The sequence below is a fragment of the Sinorhizobium medicae genome (assembly GCF_007827695.1).
In the GTDB taxonomy this organism is placed as follows: Bacteria; Pseudomonadota; Alphaproteobacteria; order Rhizobiales; family Rhizobiaceae; genus Sinorhizobium; species Sinorhizobium medicae.
Map to the genome: position 1 here is coordinate 51,508 of NZ_VITA01000020.1, position 21,544 is coordinate 73,051.

Annotated in this window: 28 protein-coding genes; 19 read left to right on the top strand and 9 right to left on the bottom strand. The window is 58.6% G+C overall.

The genetic code is table 11. The features are described 5' to 3' along the window. Positions 1–80: 80 nt before the first annotated feature. Positions 81–884 (top strand): thiol:disulfide interchange protein DsbG, encoded by an 804-nt coding sequence (gene dsbG, locus FB009_RS26455; protein ID WP_197283341.1) that lies wholly within the window; start codon positions 81–83, stop codon positions 882–884. 187 nt (positions 885–1,071) lie between these two features. On the opposite strand, the gene FB009_RS26460 is transcribed toward dsbG, so the two are convergent. Then, complete coding sequence (locus tag FB009_RS26460; RefSeq protein WP_052820534.1) at positions 1,072–1,539, bottom strand: Hsp20 family protein; 468 nt, start codon at positions 1,537–1,539, stop codon at positions 1,072–1,074. Positions 1,540–1,913: 374 nt separating this feature from the next. On the opposite strand from FB009_RS26460, the gene FB009_RS26465 reads away from it, so the two are divergent. From FB009_RS26465 to nirK, 7 genes are all read left to right on the top strand, one after another. After that, positions 1,914–2,216: a DUF982 domain-containing protein gene (locus tag FB009_RS26465; RefSeq protein ID WP_052820535.1), complete on the top strand. Its 303-nt coding sequence runs from the start codon at positions 1,914–1,916 to the stop codon at positions 2,214–2,216. Positions 2,217–2,529: 313 nt separating this feature from the next. Further along, positions 2,530–2,874: a hypothetical protein gene (locus tag FB009_RS26470; protein ID WP_082186116.1), complete on the top strand. Its 345-nt coding sequence runs from the start codon at positions 2,530–2,532 to the stop codon at positions 2,872–2,874. A gap of 71 nt (positions 2,875–2,945) precedes the next feature. Beyond that, complete coding sequence (locus FB009_RS26475) at positions 2,946–4,427, top strand: multicopper oxidase family protein (RefSeq protein ID WP_145162232.1); 1,482 nt, start codon at positions 2,946–2,948, stop codon at positions 4,425–4,427. Between the two features lie 13 nt (positions 4,428–4,440). Continuing rightward, positions 4,441–6,669, top strand: coding sequence for a copper-transporting P-type ATPase (locus tag FB009_RS26480; RefSeq protein ID WP_082186117.1), 2,229 nt, complete (start codon positions 4,441–4,443; stop codon positions 6,667–6,669). Then, a complete protein-coding gene (locus FB009_RS26485) occupies positions 6,666–6,851 on the top strand; it encodes a DUF2933 domain-containing protein (protein ID WP_052820539.1) in 186 nt (61 codons plus the stop codon). Before FB009_RS26480 ends, FB009_RS26485 begins: the two co-directional genes overlap by 4 nt. Next, on the top strand, positions 6,848–7,351 hold the full coding sequence (locus FB009_RS26490) for an SRPBCC family protein (protein ID WP_113732140.1): 504 nt from the start codon (positions 6,848–6,850) through the stop codon (positions 7,349–7,351). Before FB009_RS26485 ends, FB009_RS26490 begins: the two co-directional genes overlap by 4 nt. A 131-nt stretch (positions 7,352–7,482) precedes the next feature. Next, positions 7,483–8,556 (top strand): copper-containing nitrite reductase, encoded by a 1,074-nt coding sequence (gene nirK / locus FB009_RS26495; RefSeq protein ID WP_062654007.1) that lies wholly within the window; start codon positions 7,483–7,485, stop codon positions 8,554–8,556. A gap of 94 nt (positions 8,557–8,650) precedes the next feature. Here nirK and FB009_RS26500 read toward each other — a convergent pair whose 3' ends face one another. Next, positions 8,651–9,154, bottom strand: coding sequence for a DUF6692 family protein (locus FB009_RS26500; protein WP_062654009.1), 504 nt, complete (start codon positions 9,152–9,154; stop codon positions 8,651–8,653). Continuing rightward, positions 9,154–9,558, bottom strand: coding sequence for a DUF305 domain-containing protein (locus FB009_RS26505; protein ID WP_234888297.1), 405 nt, complete (start codon positions 9,556–9,558; stop codon positions 9,154–9,156). The genes FB009_RS26500 and FB009_RS26505 overlap by 1 nt, the downstream gene beginning before the upstream one ends. A gap of 61 nt (positions 9,559–9,619) precedes the next feature. On the opposite strand from FB009_RS26505, the gene tnpA reads away from it, so the two are divergent. From tnpA to FB009_RS26525, 4 genes are all read left to right on the top strand, one after another. Next, the gene (gene tnpA / locus FB009_RS26510) at positions 9,620–10,006 is read left to right on the top strand and encodes an IS66-like element accessory protein TnpA (protein WP_145162235.1); all 387 of its coding nucleotides are present in this window, start codon (positions 9,620–9,622) and stop codon (positions 10,004–10,006) included. Then, positions 10,003–10,341 (top strand): IS66 family insertion sequence element accessory protein TnpB, encoded by a 339-nt coding sequence (gene tnpB / locus FB009_RS26515; RefSeq protein WP_145162238.1) that lies wholly within the window; start codon positions 10,003–10,005, stop codon positions 10,339–10,341. The genes tnpA and tnpB overlap by 4 nt, the downstream gene beginning before the upstream one ends. Before the next feature lie 337 nt (positions 10,342–10,678). After that, positions 10,679–11,206 (top strand): Crp/Fnr family transcriptional regulator, encoded by a 528-nt coding sequence (locus tag FB009_RS26520; protein WP_234823790.1) that lies wholly within the window; start codon positions 10,679–10,681, stop codon positions 11,204–11,206. Positions 11,207–11,681: 475 nt separating this feature from the next. Continuing rightward, the gene (locus tag FB009_RS26525; protein ID WP_145162241.1) at positions 11,682–11,963 is read left to right on the top strand and encodes a hypothetical protein; all 282 of its coding nucleotides are present in this window, start codon (positions 11,682–11,684) and stop codon (positions 11,961–11,963) included. A gap of 26 nt (positions 11,964–11,989) precedes the next feature. On the opposite strand, the gene FB009_RS26530 is transcribed toward FB009_RS26525, so the two are convergent. The 6 genes from FB009_RS26530 to FB009_RS26555 form a co-directional block, all read right to left on the bottom strand. Continuing rightward, positions 11,990–12,412 (bottom strand): hypothetical protein, encoded by a 423-nt coding sequence (locus tag FB009_RS26530; RefSeq protein ID WP_145162244.1) that lies wholly within the window; start codon positions 12,410–12,412, stop codon positions 11,990–11,992. A 9-nt stretch (positions 12,413–12,421) separates the two neighbouring features. Then, entirely contained in the window at positions 12,422–12,742 is a 321-nt protein-coding gene (locus tag FB009_RS33795) for a hypothetical protein (protein ID WP_331251706.1), read from the bottom strand. Between the two features lie 268 nt (positions 12,743–13,010). Next, positions 13,011–13,415 (bottom strand): hypothetical protein, encoded by a 405-nt coding sequence (locus tag FB009_RS26540; protein WP_145162249.1) that lies wholly within the window; start codon positions 13,413–13,415, stop codon positions 13,011–13,013. After that, positions 13,416–14,120, bottom strand: a complete 705-nt coding sequence (locus FB009_RS26545) for a thermonuclease family protein (RefSeq protein WP_145162252.1) — start codon at positions 14,118–14,120, stop codon at positions 13,416–13,418. Then, the gene (locus FB009_RS26550) at positions 14,117–14,653 is read right to left on the bottom strand and encodes a thermonuclease family protein (protein ID WP_145162255.1); all 537 of its coding nucleotides are present in this window, start codon (positions 14,651–14,653) and stop codon (positions 14,117–14,119) included. The genes FB009_RS26545 and FB009_RS26550 overlap by 4 nt, the downstream gene beginning before the upstream one ends. After that, entirely contained in the window at positions 14,650–15,258 is a 609-nt protein-coding gene (locus FB009_RS26555) for a hypothetical protein (protein ID WP_145162257.1), read from the bottom strand. Before FB009_RS26555 ends, FB009_RS26550 begins: the two co-directional genes overlap by 4 nt. A 159-nt stretch (positions 15,259–15,417) precedes the next feature. On the opposite strand from FB009_RS26555, the gene FB009_RS26560 reads away from it, so the two are divergent. From FB009_RS26560 to FB009_RS33355, 7 genes are read left to right on the top strand one after another with little or no spacing between them, the layout of a single operon-like run. Next, a complete protein-coding gene (locus tag FB009_RS26560; protein WP_145162260.1) occupies positions 15,418–16,392 on the top strand; it encodes a lytic transglycosylase domain-containing protein in 975 nt (324 codons plus the stop codon). 10 nt (positions 16,393–16,402) lie between these two features. Then, positions 16,403–16,750 carry a TrbC/VirB2 family protein gene (locus tag FB009_RS26565; RefSeq protein ID WP_037093745.1) on the top strand — a complete coding sequence of 116 codons (348 nt, stop codon included), beginning with the start codon at positions 16,403–16,405 and terminating at the stop codon, positions 16,748–16,750. Beyond that, positions 16,750–17,049 (top strand): type IV secretion system protein VirB3, encoded by a 300-nt coding sequence (locus FB009_RS26570; protein WP_081950740.1) that lies wholly within the window; start codon positions 16,750–16,752, stop codon positions 17,047–17,049. The genes FB009_RS26565 and FB009_RS26570 overlap by 1 nt, the downstream gene beginning before the upstream one ends. A 3-nt stretch (positions 17,050–17,052) precedes the next feature. Continuing rightward, a complete protein-coding gene (locus FB009_RS26575; RefSeq protein WP_145162263.1) occupies positions 17,053–19,512 on the top strand; it encodes a VirB4 family type IV secretion/conjugal transfer ATPase in 2,460 nt (819 codons plus the stop codon). Beyond that, entirely contained in the window at positions 19,509–20,600 is a 1,092-nt protein-coding gene (locus tag FB009_RS26580; protein WP_145162339.1) for a lytic transglycosylase domain-containing protein, read from the top strand. Before FB009_RS26575 ends, FB009_RS26580 begins: the two co-directional genes overlap by 4 nt. 14 nt (positions 20,601–20,614) lie before the next feature. Then, a complete protein-coding gene (locus FB009_RS26585; RefSeq protein ID WP_145162265.1) occupies positions 20,615–21,313 on the top strand; it encodes a type IV secretion system protein in 699 nt (232 codons plus the stop codon). Then, positions 21,306–21,542, top strand: a complete 237-nt coding sequence (locus FB009_RS33355; protein WP_145162268.1) for a hypothetical protein — start codon at positions 21,306–21,308, stop codon at positions 21,540–21,542. Before FB009_RS26585 ends, FB009_RS33355 begins: the two co-directional genes overlap by 8 nt. The last annotated feature ends 2 nt before the right edge of the window (positions 21,543–21,544 follow it).

Consider the following 21,544-nt stretch of genomic DNA (forward strand, 5'->3'; position numbering starts at 1 on the left):
CCTGTCCTATTCACAATGGCCGCTGCCTTCAGCCTGCCTTAAGGTGAGCAGGTCAAGCGAGGGCTTTTGAAGGAACCAAAATGCGCCTCATCGTTCTCACCTACCTCAGACCTGCCCTGATGCTGTTCGCAGCGCTGCTGTTTGGTTTCGCGCCACAGATCGCCGCAGCCGAGGATAGTCCCCAGCCCAAAGAGTATCCCCGGATCCTGAAGGCGATCGAGCAACAGGGACTGACAATCCTCGGAGAGATGAAGGTACCAGGCGGTTTGAGAGCATTCGCCGCAAAAGCTGGCGCGCAACCTCTGACAATCTACCTCACCCCGGATGGCGAACATGTTGTCGTCGGCACACTTGTCGACGAGGCAGGACAGGACATGGCGGAAGCCCAGCTCAAGGAAATGGTGGAGGCGCCGATCCCGGAAGAGGGATGGGAAAAGCTGGAGGGGTCGACGTGGGTCCAAGATGGAAGGCCAGACGCGCCGAGGACCGTTTACGTGTTTACGGATCCCAACTGCCCCTATTGCCACCAGTTCTGGACGGCTGCCAGGCCCTGGGTCGAGTCGGGCAAGGTACAACTCCGACATGTCATGGTCGGCGTGATCAGACAGGATTCCCCAGCCAAGGCGGCTGCTATTCTTGAGGCCAAGTCTCCTGAGGAGGCGCTGGCTGAAAACGAACATAAGTACGGGGACGGCGGCATAGTCCCTTTGGAAACGATCAGCCCGGCAGTGGCAGAAAAGCTCGAGCACAATGCCACTCTGATGACCGAGCTTGGCTTCTCTGGGACCCCTGCGATTGTCTTCAGGAAAGCGGATGGTAGCATCGGGCAGATGGGTGGTCTGCCCCAGGATGCCGCACTCGAGATGATTCTTGGTCCGAAATAGCTCAGAATGCGATAGGCTCTTCTATGTCTGCAAAGGTGCGAGAGGCGTCTTCCGCTTCGCGCCAATAGCGGCCATCAAAGCTGAGAAACACGGGGTGCCGCTTGACTGAATGCAGTGCGAATGGCGGGCCCGCCCTACGCGGGCCCTCTATTCGTGATCGTGCCTGATTGTGGGAAGTTCAGCGAGTTCAGGCGACCTGCTTGTCAGACTCAATCTGGAGCGGCCGGGCCGCCGTCCCATTGCCTATCTCGATTCGCCGGGGCTTCATCGCCTCCGGCACTTCCTGCTTTAGGACAATTCGCAGGAGACCGTCGGAGAGCGACGCCGTCTCGACGTGAACATGGTCAGCCAGTTCGAAGCGACGCTCGAACGACTGTCCGCCAATGCCCCGATGTAGGTACTCCCCTTCCTTCTTCTCTGCTTTCGACCCTTTGATGATCAGGACGTTGCGCTCCTGGGTCACGTCGAGATCGCTCTGGCTGAAGCCTGCGACTGCCATGGTGATCGCATACTCGTCATCGCCAAGCTTGACGATGTCGTAGGGTGGCCAGAGGTCAACCGCCTGCAGGCGCTGCGCGTTATTGAGAAGGTTGAACACACGGTCGAAGCCAATGCTGGACCGGTAGAGGGGTGCGAAATCAAGTTCCGTTCTCATTACCATATCCTCCGTAAAGCAACATGGATTGGAGACGCCACCGAAAACCTGCGTCTCCGGCCTATCGGCCCCTACTAAGGCTGCCGATGCAATGAATCTGGTTGGCGAAAAATGCCTGTTCAAGAACCTGGGAGGAAATTTTTCGCCGCCGCGTAATCCCGCTCTGGTATGGGGCAATCAGCTACCCGCCAACCTGGCTTGCTGTGCAGTAAGCGCCTGCGTTCGCTCCCGTCGACATATACGGTTTCCCTATCAGATTTAGTGACCTGAGTGGTGTTCCGACTTGAACGGAAGGACGCGGCAAACCACATCGATAATCGGCGTTGGCCACAGCGCCTTCCTTGTTGATCACAAACAGAATCAGTGAGGTGGAAATGATCTCGAAGCTCTTTGATCGTCCGGTGTATCTGAAGGAACAAAAGAACCTCGTCCGCGAGATTACGGCCGTGGAGGAGGCGATTGATTATCTGGAGGATTGGCCAGAACGGGAACGGGACCTGATCCATGAGGCGGCCTTGAGGACCTGCTACATGGCACATGACGGTTTGAAACCTCTTCGGGCAGCACGCGATGCGATACGCTCTTTTGCTAAGAAGAAGGGCATCCTTGCCAAGGAACCTGCTGTGAAGCCTTGGATGATCAGGCCTGTTGGCGGTAGCGGCAGGGCATCGCTCTAACCCGTTGAGGCGAGAGGTTGGAGATGCTGCCTCTCGCCTTCATCAAGGCCACATGGGCGCAGAGTCGGCTTCGCTTCTTCCCGCCGCCGCTCTGCAACGGGCGCGGACCTCCGACCACACATCGATAAGGTAACGTGGCAGGTACACACATTCATCTGAGTGACGGCCTTGACCTTCCCACGTTGGAAGCACCAGCATCGGCAGCCTGGCAATCGATGCCAAGCGACCACCGACCATAATGGCACCCCAACATTGATAAAGATCAAGGTGCACAATGGGAGGCGTGGCATGGTGAGATGACGGAGGATCGACGATGCGCACGTTAGCACAGAGAGCGTTGGTATGGAGGCTGCTCGCGGCACTCCTTGCTGTTGCTCTCGTGTTCAGTGCGCCGGTTGCGCATGCCGCTCCCCAGACCTGCCTGGACGGACACCACCAGATGGTGGACGGTGATCCAGGCGACGCGACTTCCAAGCTTCACCACTCACCCGAGCAGAACTGCTGCAGCGTCATCTGCGTCTTCTGCCTCGCGGTTGCTGCGCAGCCCGCAGGATCGGTTCAGTCGGTCCTCCTTCTGGCCAGGGTCCTGGATATCGCTGACGATGTCGCTGGTCACGACCCGTCTCCCGGCCTTGAGCCTCCTCGATCTTTCGGTTGATGAACTGCTCGCCGCTGGCGGGCCATTCCCACCATTGGGCCGATTACGGCCAAGAAGATCGAGAGAACGTCATGTTTCGTCGTCAATTTCTGAAGACGCTCGCCGTCAGTGCGGCAGCTATTTCACCCCTTGCGCAAAAGTCCTGGGCTCTTACCAACTCTGGACAGTCTTTACCCATCGAACTCGCAGTCACCAAGCGCTCCATTGAAGTGAATGGCCGATCCGCCAGCGTCTTCGGCCTTGTTCAAGGCAATGGACGGAGCGGCCTTGTCCTGGATGCAGAAGATGGCTTCAATGTCATGCTGGCCAACACTACAAATGAAGCCACGCTTATTCACTGGCATGGGCTTACCCCTCCATGGGAGATGGACGGTGTCCCGGACAATCCCGCAGCGCCCCTCGCTGCAGGAGAGAAGCGTCACTACCAGTTCGACCTCGCAGGCGGCGGCACCCACTGGATGCACGCCCACACCTTGCAGGAACAAAGCCTTCTGGCAGCCCCTCTGATCGTGCGGACGGCGGAGGACCGCGCTCGTGACGAGCAGGACGTCGTGATCCTTCTCCACGACTTCTCGTTCAGGTCACCCGAGGAATTGCTGGCGGAACTGCAGCAAGGTTCCGCAATGGGCGGCGGTCATGGGGGCCAGATGCCGATGGATCACGGTAGCATGATGTCCAACATGGCGAAAATGCACGGCGGCGGGATGCCCATGGGTGGCATGGCGATGGGCGGCATGGGCATGGGCATGGGCATGATGGACCTGAACGACATCGAGTATGATGCATACCTCGCCAACGACCGCACGCTGGACGATCCGGAGATCGTACAGGTCGAGAAGGGTGGCCGCGTTCGGCTACGCATCGTCAATGGTGCAACGGCGACCGCCTTCACCATTGACACGGGAAGCGTCGTGGGAAGCCTGGCCGCCGTCGATGGCATGGCCATCGAGCCCGTCACCGGCACCCGCTTCCCGATCAGCATGGGCCAGCGGTTGGATATCGTACTGCAACTCCCGCTGGGCACCGCGTCACTTCCGATCCTTGCCTTACGCGAAGGCTCCGAGGAGCAGACAGGCGTCATCCTCGCAACGGCGGACGCGACCATTTCGAAGGTTGCCACAAAAGCTTCTTCCGCCGGACCGGTCCTCGACCTTTCACTGGAGGCGATCCTCAAAGCGACGTCACCTCTGGACGAACGGCCCGCAACGAAGACCTATCCTCTGATCCTCTCCGGCAGCATGACCGGCTACTCATGGGGGATCAGCGGCGATGCGATGGCCGTCAATCCTGATGACAGGGTCCGCCTCGTGATGCGCAACATGTCGATGATGACACACCCGATGCACCTTCACGGACACCATTTCCAGGTGGTCGGCATCAACGGACAAGGCATGCGGGGAGCCGTGAGGGATACGGTTCATGTTCCTCCCATGGCAGAGGTTGCTATCGAGTTCGATGCGAGCAACCCGGGCCGCTGGCCGTTCCACTGCCACCAGCTCTACCACATGGCGGCAGGGATGATGTCCTTCGTGTCCTATAATCGCGCGATCTGATCGGAGAGCGGAGATGAAGCACGAACATCACGGCCATCATGCTCACGATGATCATCATCAAGAGCATGACCATGAGCACCACCATCAGGTGGCAGAGAAGCAAGTACCTCCTCCGGGCATGCTGGGGGAAGGCGTCATCTACACCTGCCCGATGCATCCGCAGGTGAGGCAGATCGGCCCCGGCAACTGCCCGATCTGCGGCATGGCACTGGAGCCGGAAGTGGCGACCCTGGGAACGGGTCCAAGTCCGGAACTGGTGGACATGAGCCGACGGTTCTGGATTGGCCTCGTCCTCAGCATCCCGGTCCTTGCCTTGGAGATGGGTGGCCATCTCACGAATCTCCACATGATACTGGGGCCACAGACGTCGAACTGGCTGCAGATGGTACTCGCGACACCGGTTGTCCTCTGGGCGGGCTGGCCGTTCTTTGAACGGGGTTGGAAGTCCCTGGTGACCCGTCATTTGAACATGTTCACCCTGATTGCGATGGGGACGGGTGCCGCCTGGATTTACAGCGTCGTTGCAACGGTTGCGCCAGGCGTCTTTCCCGACACGTTCCGCGCGGAAGAAGGTTCAGTCGCCGTCTACTTCGAGGCGGCCGCCGTCATCACCGTCCTGGTCCTGCTCGGGCAGGTTCTGGAACTGAGGGCACGCGAACAGACAGGCGGGGCGATCCGCGCGCTTCTCGATCTGGCACCAAAGACGGCGCGTCGGGTTCTTGCGGATGGGACGGACGAGGATGTCGGTCTTGACGCCGTGGCCGTCGGCGACCGCCTCCGGGTTCGACCGGGAGAGAAAGTTCCTGTTGATGGTGTGCTTCTGGAGGGCCGCAGCTCTGTGGACGAATCCATGATCACCGGCGAGTCGATGCCGGTCACCAAGGAGGTCGGGTCGACGCTCATCGGCGGCACCATGAACCAGACCGGTGGCTTCATCATGGAGGCGGGCAAGGTCGGACGCGACACGATGCTCTCCCAGATTGTTCGCATGGTCGCGGACGCCCAACGCTCTCGCGCACCCATCCAGCGCCTCGCAGATGAGGTCTCGGGATGGTTCGTTCCGGTCGTCATTGTGGTTGCGCTCGTCGCCTTTGCCGCCTGGATGATCTATGGGCCTGAGCCTCGCTTCGCCCACGGCCTGGTGGCAGCCGTCGCCGTTCTTATCATTGCCTGCCCCTGTGCCCTGGGGCTTGCGACACCTATGTCGATCATGGTCGGTGTCGGTCGGGGAGCTAGTCTCGGCGTACTGATCAAGAACGCGGAGGCACTGGAGCGCTTCGAAAAGGTCGACACGCTCGTGGTCGACAAGACCGGAACCCTGACAGAGGGACGGCCCAAGGTCACGGCCATTGCACCAGCGGAAGGCATCTCCGAAGACGAGCTGCTGCGGCTGGCCGCCACGGTCGAACGCTCAAGCGAACATCCGCTGGCGCTCGCGATTGTCAATGCGGCAGGTGAGCGTAGCATCGCCCTGGGAGATGCCATCGATTTCGACAGCCCTGTGGGCAAGGGAGTGACGGGGACGGTCGATGGAAAGCGGCTGATCCTCGGCAGTCACCGCATCATGGGGGAAGAGGGTGTCGACGTCAGCGCCATGACCGCGAAGGCGGAAGAGCTGCGCAACGAAGGCGCTACCGTCATATTCACCGCCATCGATGGCAGGCTGGCCGGTCTGTTTGCTATCGCCGATCCCATCAAGCCGACGACACCGGATGCGGTAAAGGCGCTCGTCGAAGACGGTGTTCGGGTCGTGATGCTGACGGGCGACAACAAGACGACTGCTCATGCAGTCGCGCGACGCCTCGGGATTACCGAGGTGGAGGCGGAAGTCCTGCCCGAGGACAAGAGCAAGATCGTCTCGCGCCTGCGCAGTGAAGGCAGGATCGTCGCCATGGCGGGCGATGGTGTGAATGATGCTCCCGCGCTTGCGGCGGCCGATGTCGGCGTGGCTATGGGAACGGGAACCGACGTCGCCATCGAAAGCGCGGGCGTCACCCTCCTGAAGGGAGACCTGCAGGGCATTGTCCGGGCGCGGCAGATGAGCCGCGCCACGATGAGCAACATCAGGCAGAACCTCTTCTTCGCCTTCATCTACAATGCTGCAGGCGTGCCTGTCGCGGCGGGCGTCCTCTACCCTGTCTTTGGTCTGCTGCTCTCACCGATCATCGCGGCGGCGGCAATGGCATTGTCTTCGGTCAGTGTGATCGCCAACTCTCTCAGGTTGAGGAGCATGAAGATATGACGGTCAACCGCACGCTCCTGCTGATGGGCGCATCCCTGGCCCTGATCCTGGTGTTCTACATCCTTCGTGAGCACTGGGGGCACGTTCTGGGCTACGCCCCCTACCTGATCCTGCTGGCCTGCCCACTGATGCACCTGTTTCATCGACATGGCGGTCACGGCCACAAGGATCACCGGTCGTGACCTACCAGCGGTCGGCATCGAGCACTGTAGCCTTGTCGGCATTAGCCGAACGGGTTTTCGAGTTGCTCGACAATCCGGCCTTCCTCGGTGCGCACATGGAAGAGCCCTCAGTCATGATGCTGGGGGCTTCCATGAAGTACAACTTTGACGAAGCGGAAGGACGTGCCGTCGGCTCTGTCATTAGAATGAGGGGGCTGATACTCGACCGGGCGCTCTCCGTGGAGGAAGTCGTGACGGAACGACATCCTCCGCTCTCAAAGACTTGGGAGACGCGCGGAACGGTGCGTCTCCTCGTCATCGGTTCCTACCGTATGGGATTCAGGATCAGTCCCGCCAGATCGGTATGCAGCCTGAACGTCAGGATCGAGTACAACCTGCCCACCCGTCTCCCCGATAGGCTGCTGGGGCGCTTGCTGGGCGGGTTCTACGCCAACTGGTGCGTGACGAAGATGACCGCCGGAGCGATTGCGCATTTCCGCCCCGCTCCGCAGACGCCGTAGGCTCGAACCCGACACCTGCAGGCGATCACGAAGACGCGAGCGAAGCTTCTATTTGCGGCATCGCAAGGATGCTCCGACGGACGCAGTGTCCAATAATAGGCAACGCAGACATAAATAGCAGGACCAGAATTATGACCAGTAGAACACTCTTCCGCGCCGCCGTCGTCGTCGCACTCCTGTCGGCGACGGCAATGCCGGTGCTGGCCGACGCCACCCACAACCATCCGGCGGCGAACGGGACAGCTGCCGCTCCCCTCGATATCGTACGGGCGGCGACAGACCTTGCTCAGCCAGTAGGTGCGAGGGGTCCGGAAACGATCAAGGTGAAGCTCGACACGGTCGAAGTTACTGGCAGCCTGGCGGACGGCGCGACCTACCACTACTGGACCTTCAACAGGAAGGTTCCAGGCCCCTTCGTCCGAGCAAGAGTCGGCGACACCGTCGAAGTTGAACTAACCAACCTTGCCGATAGCAGTGAACGCCACAGCGTGGACTTCCATGCGGTCACGGGACCGGGAGGCGGAGCGGAGGCGACGGACGCTGCACCGGGAGAAACGAAAGGCTTCAGCTTCAAAGCACTGAAGCCGGGCCTTTACGTTTACCACTGCGCTGTACCGATGGCCGCCCACCATATTGCCAACGGCATGTATGGTCTGATCCTGGTGGAACCGGAAGGTGGTCTTCCTCCGGTGGACCGCGAATTCTACGTGATGCAAGGCGAGGTTTATACGGCGCAGGCCTATGGCACGAAGGGCAAGCTGACGGAGAGCCTGGACAGGCTGATGGACGAGACGCCGGAATATTATGTGTTCAACGGTGCAGCCAATGCGCTGACCGGCGACAATGCGTTGACCGCAAAGGTCGGCGAGACTGTTCGCATCTACTTCGGTGTCGGCGGCCCCAACAAGACGTCGAGCTTCCACGTGATCGGCGAAATCTTCGACAAGGTGTATCAGCTCGCGTCGCTGACGACGGAGCCGCTGACCGACGTGCAGACCATCACGGTTCCGCCCGGCGGAGCTGCGGTGGTCGACATGACGATGGACGTTCCGGGGGAGTACGTGCTGGTGGACCATGCTCTGTCACGGGCAGCCCGTGGCCTGGTGGGCAAGCTGGTCGTCAAGGGAGACGAGCGGACCGAGGTCTTCAAGGCAGCAACGACACGCACTGCTCAGGCGGAACATGGTAAGCACGAGACGCACTGATCGGCACAGCGCAGGAGGCGGGCTGCAGAAAGCCGCTCCCGCCTCCAGCGTTTGCACGTTTCAGCCAGAGTGCTTCAAGCAATCACGTGCCGCGCTAGCCGCCGCACTGATAGTAACCTGAATATCCCACGCGCAGGCTCTCACCAATCGCGAATACCATGTCGGCTTCCACCTTCTCTCCCGCTTGGACCTCATCGACGGAGAGAGTGACGCTGATGGGCCCAGAGGTCAGGAAGAGGTTGCCGTCCCCGCCAGCTGGCTGCAGTTCCACAAGGTGAGCGTTCACCTTTAGGACAGCAGTTGTCACGGTAGCGCCCGGTGTTCCCTTGAGGGCAAGTATCGGCTTTCCAGCACTCGTGTACCTGAACGTGCATTGAGCAGGCGAACCAAGGACTTTGGCGATCTCCGCGTCCACCATCGTCGCGGGGTCGAGTGTGGGTATGTCAGCGCCAGCTATGGCTTCCTCACCGGAGAGCACGCGGGCAGCCTCTTCAGAACGCGGAGGACTAATGATGTCGTCAGCAGCTTCCCGTTCGCCACATCCCGACAGGAGACTGGCCGAGGTAAGGAGCAGCAGTGAAAGGAGGGAGTTCTTCATCAGTCACGCTCCTCCAGGTCCTCGATCAGATACTTCATCTCTGCGATCTCCCGCTCCTGGGCCTCGATGATCTCGTCGGCCAGCTTTCGAACGCGGGGATCGGAAATCTGCGCACGCTCACTCGTCATGATGGCAATCGAATGATGCGGGATCATCGCGCTCATGTATTCGGCGTCGTCGACCGTCACCTGGCTGCGGACGAGCCACAGCGACAACGCGAAGACCGCGACGGACCCGCCGAAGATGGCCATGTTGAGCATCTGCTTCTTGTACATACCGAGCATGAAGGCGAGCATGATGACCGCCATAGTCGATCCCATGACCAGGGCCATCCAGGCTCGGGTCTCGCTCCAGAACACATGTTCCAGTGCGTAGGTGTTCAGTAACCGGTGTCCCGCTCCCACGTTGTCCTCGCCGCTCTGATCTGTGATCGCCTATTCATGGACGAGCAACGGGAGTTTCTCCATGGATACTACATTGGAGTTTCTCACGGCCAGGAAGTCTGGGCGTGAGCCACAGCGGCACTGGCCGGACGAAGTGAAGGCCCAGATCGTTTCGGAGAGCCTTCGGCCCGGAGCGTTGGTGAATGAAGTTGCAGAACGCCACGGCCTGAAGCCAAACCACCTCTCGACTTGGCGAACGATGGCACGGCAGGGCAAGCTGGTTCTGCCAGCACCCGAGGATGCGGTGGAGTTCGCGGCGGTTGTCGTCGATCCACCCGTTGCGGAGCCGCCCCTCAAGAAAGCCAGCCGCCCCGAGATCATCGTCGGCGCTGTCACGATCAGGTTGGAAGAAGGCGCGTCCGCCGCCCGGATCGCCGCTGTCGCGCGTGCCTGTGCGGTTCCGGCATGATCTTTCCATCGAACCGGGTTCGGATCATGGTGGCGACCAAGCCCGTCGATTTCCGCAAAGGCCATGATGGACTGGCAGCGCTGGTCAGAAACGAGTTGCACAAGGACCCGTTTACAGGAACGATCTTCGTATTCCGATCCCGCAAGGCGGACCGATTGAAGCTGATCTATTGGGATGGCAGCGGTTTGGTGATGGCCTACAAGCGCCTGGAGGAGCATACGTTCACTTGGCCAGACATTCGGGACGGCCTGATGACCTTGGGCCATGCCCAGTTCGAAGCGCTGTTTGCAGGACTTGATTGGCGTCGAGTCCGCTCCGTGGAGGCAACGAGCTGACATGGTCACGTTGTTCATGTCTATGAGGTGCTGACGCAAAGCCTCTATGTTGACCTTTGACCAGTCGGTCGTGGGATCGTTCTCCAGCAAAGCGACAATTTCCTGAATGGCCGCGAAAGCGGCCTGCCCAGCTTCGATGGGAAATTCACCGTCGTCCGTCATGGCTGCATCGTCCATACCGTGCATGTGTGAGTTCCAGAATGTTCCTGGGCAGGGACGGACGTCGAAAACAGCAATAGAAGAGACAAAGCGGTAACCGGGAGGTTCATCTGCATTTCCTTTCATCGATCAAGAACCACCTTGTCATTTCGATGCAAACATTCACATGATAGCGATCATGTTTCATGAACTGATAGAGATGCCCGGAACCGAGCGGGTCTTCGACGAAGGTGCAGTCCTCTTTAGCAGAAACGACGTGGTGTCTTCTCTGATGCTGGTTCTTTCTGGGGAGGTACGGCTTGTTCGGCATCAGGATGATGGGCGTGCTGTAGTCCTGCAACGTGCCTCGGCAGGTTCGGTCCTGGCGGAAGCTTCGATGTTCAGCGACGTCTATCATTGTGAGGCCGTGGCAGTTGCTGTGTCCCGGGTTCGCATCATCGAGAGCCGACGGATAAGGTTGAAGTTCGCCAGAGAACCGGATTTTGCAGCAGCGTGGGCGGCCTATTTAGCTCACGAGATCAGGAACACCCGCATGCGTGCAGAAATCCTTGCGCTGAAGACAGTTGCCGAACGGCTGGATGCCTGGATCGCATGGCACGAGCAGCTTCCGTCAAAGGGGAAGTGGAGGCAAGTCGCAGAGGAGATCGGCGTGAGTCCGGAGGCGTTTTATCGGGAGCTTGCCAAGCGCTGCAGCAAGCCGAAATGAATCTAAGGAGTTGGTGGCTGTGCGGCTCGGGAGCATATCCAGTAGACCTGCGGCTGTGGCGGCAGGCGGCTTAGTTGGAACTCACCTCGAAACCCGATGTATGTCCGGCCGATGGCTTGCGCAGTGCTTGCTTTTCTCCTGCTTGTATTGGGAGGCAAGCAACTCCGGTGATGACCGCTTAGGGCCGAAAGGCGACTTGATCTAACTCACTGAGAGGGGAGAAAGGCGCTCTGCCCTCTCTCCCCCGCAAGCACTAAACCGGTCTCCCCATGCTTCGGCCTGCGGCCTGCAGCACCGGCCGCATTTCCCTGAAATCCGTCTCGGCCCTCCGGGTGGGTGATCCCCCTCCGGTTTAGCGCTTGTCCCCCTCTCTCCAGCTGTTCCGCACGAGCTCGGGAGCGGGAGCGGGGCTCCTGCCCTCCCTTCGATTTCGGGAGGTCAAGGAGTGATCGCTTGCGCTTGTGGAGAGGGAAAGATGACCGAAAAGCTTGAGCTGCAACCCAACGAGCCATTGTCCGTGAAGGTCGAACGTCACCGGGCCGTGTACCTGGCGGCTGTCAACGGCGAGGGCGGCGCTGACATGGATCAAGAAGCGAAGGCACATATGGAAATCATCAGGCACGCGCCGTCAGATCAGGATGAGAGAGATCAGAAGCTACTTTACGTAGCGGGGTATCTAATAGCCTCCAAGCGGAGCCTAAACCCTGAGGAAATGGAGCTTCTTCTTTCAGGCTCCATCTCACTATCGGGGCATTGATGATCAACGGGCATCTGGCCCTGAAATCAGTAGTTGGTGGCAACCCATTCGCCGGATGCAGACTTGGCAAATCCGAGGACGCGATCGAGAGGAGCTGCGTTCGGATTCCTCTTGATGGCCGCAACGCATGATACGCCTGGACCGCTGGCGCTCTCGACACACTCTCCCAAAGCAAGGGTGACATCGGCTTCACCGCGGCCGGTCCTCAGAGGATTGCGGGCATAAGCCTTACGGTATGCGGCTAGAGCTTCCTCTTCTGTCGGTATTTCAAGCACAGGGGCCGGAGGTTCGGGAATTAGGGAGGGATTGGCTGCGATAAGGGCCGCGATCTCCGCATCAGTAGGGGCCCGAACAACCGGCTCTGGCTCCGGCATGATGAGATAAGTACCTCCAGCACCGGCGAGGATGCCGATACCGGCGGCTGCTACGATGAGAATGTTGCTTTTCATGTCATCCACTCAGTCATTCAGGTTGAACCAAGCGCGCTTCTTGATGCCCTTATCGTTCGGAATGTCGAAATAATAAGGATCCGCGCGGCGAGGGCGGGGCTGAGTGATCTGCACCATGCAGCCATTGTCTCGGTTGAAAACATCATTGTCGTTGTTCTGGTTGATCTGCCGGATCGTGACACCCTTGCGCTCGTTTTCGCGCTTGTCACCAAATTGGGTGCGGAAGGCGGCACGGTTGCTGCACTGGTTGACGGTCTTCGTGCACTGATCCTTGTCGTCTCGGCCCAAGAACGACCGATCCCCATCGGTGCGGGAGGAAACGGCGGTCATGCCGGCAGGGCATTCCTCGTAAGGTTCATAGCCCGGTTTGCCGGCTTTTGCTTCATGGCAGATCGGCCAGGAGAAGCCGGGCTTCGCCATAGCTGATATGAGCCTTTTCATCGGGGGAACGCAGTAGGGGACGCCATGCCATGACGGGCTTTGTGAGGCTGCGCACAAGAGAACCTGGCAACCCCATGAGGCATCCTCAGCCTTGGCAGATGCTGGAGAGACGGCAAAAGCCGTGAGCCCGACTACGGCAAAAAACACTGGTTTCATATCAGGTGTCCCTCTTGATCAATGCTGCTGATATTGCCGGCTCGGAAAAAGGTCTTTCGAGCGGAGTCCTGTATTGGTTGCGTTCGCCTGCAGCGTAGATGACGGCCGAGATCAGCGCGAAGCACGCAAACCAGGAAATGCCGATGCGATAGAGCAGTGGCTGATTGGGAATGTCCCGAGAAACCGCGGCGAAGGCTAGGAGCCCGACCAGGTAGCTGTCGAAGGACAAGTGACGCTTGTCGTGGAAAGCCAGCGACAGGATGAGAAGGAAGGCCGCTAGTAGCGCGTGGATCCACCAGAGTCTCTGCGCCGGGATTATGAGGGCGATCGAGAGGGAGATGGCAAGCAGCAAGCCAGCCAAGGGATCCGTTGCGAGAGAGTTCGCAATATGTGCGAGGTCTGGCAACTATCGCTCTGTCCTCTTCGGCTTGTTTCGCGCATCAGCAAAAGGAGGAGAGATCTCGCTTTTCCTCTCGGCCAATAGATTGAAGTCGGCGATCGGATGCCGATCTAGCGTCTTGTCGACGGCTTTGCGGCGCCATTCGTTCATGTCCAACACGTAGGTTCCCCACATCCCATACCGGGCGGCCATCGCGTTGGTCTGATAAGCGTAATACTGGGCGTTGATGTAAGGGGAATCGAGACGAGCCCAACCGACGCGCAGCATTTCGGCGGCGAGATCCACACCGCTAGTCGTGCATTGTGCGACGGGTATCCCATCGTTCGCGTAGGCCAGACCGACGCAAGTCGTGGGTCTGTTTCCGACAGTCCTTTTCAGCCAGGCCTTGGCGAAGGGACCGCATGGAACGGGGGTAGGGGCCTGTTGCTTGTCCCGGTTGGTCCACTTTGGGTTCAAAGCCCATTGAGGAAGCTCACAGGTGTCGATGCCAGCCAATCTCACTTTATAGCCATTGCCAAGCGTGCCGAACCATAGCGTGCGGCCGTCAAGAACGGTTACCGAGCCTTTGAACGTCGGCAACCGAACAGCAGCAGCAACTGGAGGCGCAGCCTGACCGCGTAGGGCGTGCCAGTTCTGATAGATCGGATCGGCGGCAAACGCCGGCTGGGCCAAACAACTTGCGGCGATAAAATGGAAAAGGTGGCTTCTCATGGCTGGGCGCTCCTCGATCGCTGGTTCGCCTCACGACTAAGCAGGATGGAAGGATGCTGAACGTCGGAGAATTGCCAAAGGCCGGCCTTCTTTTGCTGAGCAAGCTGCTCGGCTATGGCGTAGGGGGCATGATAAGGGAGACCATCGGTCTTCAAGGCAGCGAATGCATAGCCGCTTGTCACCATGATCTGCGCGAGGTCGAGCCTTTGACTGCCAACCGTGGCGTAACAAACGACATATGAGATGCCGTTGAGCTTCGCCACGGGGGCACAGATCGGTTTGGTGTCCTTGATGTAGGCAGCCAACATCGCAAGCGATGCCTCGCCGCAATCCTTCTTGTTGCCCTGACCATCCGTGTAGGCAGTGCCGCGCAAGCAGGACTGGATGCCATAGAGACGAAACCGTTCTCCGTTCGAGATCCAGGTGTCCCCCGTTTCCAAGGTGATGCCGGGAGCAAGATCGAAGTACCCTTCAGGTGCGGCATTGGCTGCAAAGGGCAGTAGGGTCGCGAAGAGTGCAGCAGCAAGCTTCATTGCGCCTTCACCCGAGGATCTGCCCACATGCCGTAGGAACCCTTCTGGCCGATTTCCTGAGCCTCCGTGAGATCAGGACGTTCGAATGAACCATCGGCTTTCTTAGTCAGGCGAACCGCTCCTAACGACAGAAGCTGCTCCTCAAGATTATCAACCGTGTCCATTGCTCCAGGATAGTTATAGTAGCCGTAGCAAGTGACATCCTGGACGGGGGCAGTCTGCTCGCTGATGAAGGCCCTGCAGAACAGAACCTTGGGGCTCTGCAGCATCGTTTGCAGCTGCTGCGTACCAAACTCCTCGCAAGTCCCGGAATAGTCCTCTGCGCGATTGACCAGATCGCCGCTGCAGGGCTGAACGCCATACAGATGCAACGTTGTCGCTTCATCGACGCGAAACTCAGTCGCCGAGATAGCCTTGAAGCCATTGGCAGTGGCGTAACCTTTGCGATCAGCGACTTTGCCGGTCCCGTCGTAATACTCGACGACAAGAACCGTCTTGCCCGGCGCCGCCAGTGACCTGATGTAGTCCTTGTTCACCGCAGGAGCGGCAAGCGCTTGTGTTGCCAATGTGCAACTTAGAAGCGCGGGAATGATGGCCTGTTTCATATTCTAGCCCTAACCATCCGTAGTGCGATTGTTGACCCTGCAAAATAGGGTTTAACGCCGATCAGAAAACTTGTAAGAGTGCATCAAATCGGTATCATGGGTGCATTAACTCTAGTCGGTTTTCGTGGCGATCACAACACCGTTTGACGGGCGGGTGCGATGGATAAAAACACTGTCTATGCAGGGTACCTAGGCCCGCGAACCCTGACTAGCGCAGCATTATCCGTGCTGCTCGCGGCCAATACTGCTGCGTCACAAGACCTAGCCACAACAGGGCGTATTTCCAGCGATTACAACGATTCTGTGACAATCAATGAGGAATCTCTTGTCACGAACTTCGAAGATCGCTGGAGCGGTGTCGAGACATCGGAGAAGGAATTTGTCCTTGGTGCAAACGGTGTTGTCACGAAGGGCGGAGCTGAAGTATTGGGCACAACGGCGTCGAAAGACGCGGGCGCCAAAGGGCATCACATTGATGCGTCTGTCAGCGCATATTTTGATGTCTCGGAGCGCGCCACCGGCCGCATTGAGCCTGTCCTAACTCCCACTCTAGATACTACATCTAGTGATACCCGCGAAAATCTAGGGGCAGGAACTCCCGTTGAAGAGTGTGGGCCGTCGCGCCTGTCACCTGACGAGATTAAAGCGTTGGTTGCATCCACTGCGCGGCGATACAGCGTCGATGAGGGCTTCGCGGTTGCGATTGCCTGGGCCGAAAGCCGCTTCGATGAGATCCGCAATTCACCGAAAGGCGCACGCGGACCTATGCAGCTTATCCCCGAAACGGCGGCTCGCTTCGGTGTTCAGGACATTTGTGATCCCGCTCAAAACATCGAGGGCGGGATGAAGTACCTCCGCTTCCTGCTCGATGAGTTTCAGAACCCGCTTCTGGTGGCAGCCGCTTACAACAGCGGGGAGGGGCGCATCTACGAATATGGCGGCGTTCCGCCATTCCAAGAAACCGTCGGCTATGTCGCAAAGGTCGTGAATTTCCAGCTTGGCCTACCGATGCCAACCGGCAAACGGAAGGCGAGCGGGATCGTCCGAGACATGGCGGCAAAGAACACCAGCGATGCCGGAGTCATCGCTGTGGAGAAGACCGGCAAGTTCGTCGGCGGCGTGATGCATTTTTAAGGAGAGAACTATGAAGAACGTCGTTTCCCGGCATTCCGGGGCATTGAAGGCAGTAGCCGTCATTGGCTTGGTGGCAGCCCTGCAGGTTGCAGGCGCTGATCAAGCGCTTGCACAGGCTGGCGGTGGCGGCGGCGGTGCATTCGCCCCCCTTCAGACAGCCGTACAGATGATCGTTGACTTCATCACCGGCCCCTTCGGACGTCTGATGGCAATCATCGCCGTGATTGGCCTCGGCTTCCTTGCCTTTGCCGGCAGGCTTTCGTGGTTCACGGCCGGAGCCGTCGTCATTGGCATCGGTCTCGTGTTCGGCGCCCCTGCCATCGTTGACCAGATGATTTCGTCGGTAGGCGGCGGCTGATGAGCGATTTTCAGGACGAGAAGCCAGCTTTGACGCCGTTGGTGATCGGCTTGACCCGTTCTCCGACGCTATGGGGCGTGCCCTACATGGCGGTCGTCCTGATCATCGGCGTGACAATCATTGGGTGGCTGGTGACGAACCATCTGGCGGCACTGCTGATCGCGCCAGCCGCCTACCTTGTCCTTTTCTCGCTTTGTGCCTGGGACAGCAAGATTCTCGACGTCCTGCAGGTCACGTCCCGCAAGACGCCAAGGACCCCCAACAAGCGCTTTTGGGGCACCAACTCATACGGACCATAGTAGATGCTGAAAGTCGTCAAGGAAGAGCTTGGGTTTGGGAAGGTCGCCGGCAACGAGCGGCCTATGTCCGTTCACATCCCCTATATGCGGCATGTGTCTGACACGGTCATCGGGCTCGAGAATGGAACCCTGATCAGCGTCATCAAGCTTGATGGACTGTTCTTCCAGACGGAGGACCAGGCCGAATTGAACATGCGTTCTGTTGTGCAGAACACCATGATCCGAGCACTAGGTTCCAGCCGCTATTCTCTTTGGTCGACTGTAATCCGTCGTGAGGTCGAGACCGAAATCGGCAGTTCGTTCGATTCCTCCTTCTGCGAGATCCTGAACGATCGCTATATGGACCAACTTCGCAAGAAGCGGATGTTCACGAACGAAATCTACCTGACGATCGTGCGTTCGGGCATGAAAGGGGCGCTTGGCCTCGGCGACTCGCTGAAGCGGATCTTTGAACGCTCGAGCAAGGAGGCCAGGGCCCAAGCGACCCGTGAAGACGTGACCGACCTCGAAGAGCTGGTTGGGAACATCGTGAGAGAGTTGCACAAGTACGGCGCAAAGCCGCTTGGCATCACGTATCGCAAGAAATCAGACGATACCGCGAAAAAGGACATCGATGGAGAAGACGCTAAGGGCGATCCGTATTCGGAGCCCTGCGAGTTCTTCAACACGATCCTGACCTGCGGTGTGCCGCGAAAGATGCGGCTTCCGCGCATGGGAATTCGCAACTACGTCGGCACTTCACGGCTTCACTTTTCAAAGCGGACGATGCAAGCACAAGCGGCGGTGGAAGAAGATAGCCGCTATGCCGCTCTACTCTCAATCAAAGAATATCCTCCATTCACTGGTCCCGGCATGTTGGATGGGTTGCTGCAGGTGAACCACGAGTTCATCCTGACGCAGTCCTTCACCCTTGCAGACAAACCGATCGCACAAGAGCGGATCAGCCGCCTTCAACGCCAAATCAAGGCCTCCGACGAAGCGGGTAGTTCGGTCGAATCCGACATCGACTATGCTTTGAACAGCCTTCTCAATCAGGAGGCTGTATTCGGCTTCCATCATTTTTCGCTTCTGTGCATTTCGCGGGACCTCGAGGGATTAAGCCGTTGCGTGTCGGAACTTGGCGCTTGCCTCACCGACATGAACATCAACTGGCTCCGGGAAGACCTTAATCTTGAGGCGGCGTTCTGGGCGCAGCTGCCTGGAAACCGCTCCTACATCTCCCGCATCGCCATGCTGTCGAGCGCCAACTTCTCCGGCCTTTCCTCGATGCATAATTTCGCGACCGGACAAGCGGATCGCACCCATTGGGGCCTGCCGATCACCATTCTGGAAACGACCTCACAAACCCCCTACTGGTTCAACTTCCACCGCCGGGATATCGGGCACTTCACGGTGACTGGTCCGACAGGATCCGGCAAGACCGTAGGTTTGACCTTCCTGCTGGCTCAGGCGATGCGGGTTTCACCCACGCCTCGCGCCGTGTTCTTCGACAAGGACCGTGGGGCTGAGATCTTCGTCAGGGCGATCGGCGGAGCCTACGAAGTTTTGTCTCCGGGAACGCCCACGGGCTTTAACCCGCTGCAACTGGAAAACACCGGCGAGAACCGGGAATTTCTGGTCCGTCTGCTCAAGGCCATGCTGCGCGGCGATCGTCGCACCGACTTCACGCAAGAGGACGAGGACACGCTGGAAAAGGCAATCGTCCGGATCATGCAGGAGCCGGCAGCTCAGCGGAACCTCCCGAATCTTGCCGGCCTCTTGATGGGGCGGTCCAAGGCCGATGCCAACGATCTGTACTCGCGGCTTCGCCCTTGGATCGAAGGCGAAAAAGCCTGGCTGTTCAACGCGCCCCATGACGTCCTTTCCTTCTCGGGTCACAGCGTGTTTGGCTTTGATATGACCAACATCCTCGGAAACGAGGAGCTAAGAACCCCTGCGCTGATGTATCTTTACCATCGGCTGGACGAGCTGCTGGACGGTAACCCCGTCATGTTCTTCATGGATGAAGGCTGGCAGCTACTTATGGATGACACCTTCAGCGCCTTCATCGTCGACAAGATGAAGACGATCCGAAAGCTCAACGGCATCGTGGGCTTTGGTACGCAGTCGGCTGCTGACATTACCAAATCCAAAGCGTCGCACACGCTCATTGAGCAATCGGCGACCAACATCCACTTCCCGAACCCACGGGCTGACGAAGAGAGCTACATCAAGCGCTTCGGCCTGACGGTGAAGGAGTTCAAGTTCATCAAGAACACGCCTCCTGAAAAGAGAACCTTCCTGATCAAGCACGGCAATGACTCCGTCATTGCACGTCTCGATCTGTCGACAATGCCGGACCTTGTAAAGGTGCTTTCGGGACGCAAGGAGACGATCGAGGAGTGCGCGGCACTTCGCGAGCAGTACGGAGACGGACCGGAAAACTGGTTGGCGAAATTCTGCGGATGGGAGAAGGCCGAATGAGGAACAGTCCGACTCTGACGCTGCTTGCGGCAGCCTTGGCATTGGGAACAGCGCAGCCAGCTTTTACTCAGGTTCCCGTTACGGATGGCGCTCATACCGCGACCGATTCAGTGCGCAACGAGACTACTAGAAAGATCGAGGAGACCGACAGTCGCCGGCACTCGGTTAGCAAAAGTGTGACGTGCTCTATGTACCGACCCGGCCGTGGTGGTGACGCGCCTTCGGCCGCGCAGGCCAACCCGGAGATTGTTGGGCTCGTGAAGCGAGTGGCGCGTGAGGAAGGTGTTGATGAAACCCTCTTCATGTCCCTCGTGTACCAGGAAAGCCGGTTCAATCCCTGTGCCAAGTCGCCGGTTGGAGCGATGGGCCTGTCACAGCTGATGCCTGGAACAGCTAAGGATCTTGGTGTCAATCCTCACGACATCGAGGACAACCTTCGAGGTGGGGCACGATATCTCAAGCAGCAGCTTCGCACCTTCAACGGCAACACGAGCCTCGCACTTGCCGCCTACAACGCAGGGCCAGGTAACGTTCGCAAGTATGGCGGCATCCCTCCGTTCAAGGAAACGCAGGGCTATGTCGCCGCGATTAAGGGCAAGTGGATGCCGCAATTTGGTGGCTCCGACGTCTCGAACATACCTGAGAACTTCGGCGGGGGCAGCTCGGGTTTTTCAGGTGCGAGAGACGCTACGATCAATTCCATGGCAACCAGCCAGTCGATTTCCGAAAACAGCGGGAACGTCGCCTCATGGCTTCAGCAGCTCGGCCAGATGGAAAGCGGCACGATCCAAGACAGCTGGGATCACAATTCCGGGGCGCGTAACGCCAATCTTGAAATGATGAACCAGGTCATCCGCCTCGGAACAACGATGGCGGAGCTTATGAATTCTCAAAATGCACTCGATCTAGGCGGGCTCTCGGGGTCTTCGCGGTCCAGCGACTACAAGCGAGACGAGAAAGAAGACGATCGCGAGGTAGCTGACCTCTGCGACAAGGAACTGCAGCTTGAGTGGAATCCGGAGGAACAGGCCTGCGTTCGAAAACTCGAACCAGAGGCTGACATGAAGCTGATGTTGAGCGCCGAATGACAAGGAGAACGGCCATGAAAAGAGCATTTCTGACTGCGTTTTCGCTAGCGATGGCGTCTACTGCGCATGCACAGGTTCCCGTGATCGACAGCGCCAACCTGAAGATTGCAACGGAAACCTCTCAGACGACCGATCAGATCCTGGATACGAACAAGGAGGTTCTGAAGACGGTAGAAGAGACGCTTAAAGCCGTCACGGGGGATCGCGGGAGCGTTTCAAATCCCATGCAGAACCTCGCCGTTGGTCAAGGTTTCAGCGTTTCTCAGATGCCGTCACTCGATAGCCTGATGCAGGGCGGAGTCCCGAACTTCGGCAGCATGGGCGGTGACATCGGCCAGATTGCCACCACCTTCATCAACGGTCTTCAGCTAGTAAAGAACTTGTCTGGCAAGGCGGACAGCACGTTCTCCGGCGACAAGTCCTACGAACAGATGATGAACACCGTCCTTGGAGTTGCTGCCCTAGTCACCGGCTCGCAACAGGCCGTTCAGTCCCGAACACAGGCATTCCAGCAGGCAGGTCAGCAGATCGGCCAGGCCCAAGACATCAAGGGGTCCATCGATCAGAACACGCAGCTGCAGGTTCAAACCGGCCTGACGATCAACGAAATGATTGGCGTGATGAATGGGGCGGTCGGCTCCCTGCAGGCTCAAAACCAGCGCCGCCTTGTCGACATCTCCAATACCAAGAAGGCGCTGACCTACGGTGACTAAGACATTTCGAGTGAATGGTTATGTGCTCCTCTCCGTTCTGGTTGCTGCCGGCGTAACTGGCTGCGCCGGTGCTCCGAAAGAGAAGACTGCACCATGCAAGAGGCCGGCAAACCTCACATCCTACGCCGAGGATCCGCGACAGGAATGTGGCCCAATGACCAGCGTGAATGGCAACCCATCGGAAGCGCTGGCGGCGATCGACGCTTTCGCTGCAAGCGGAGAGCAGTGACC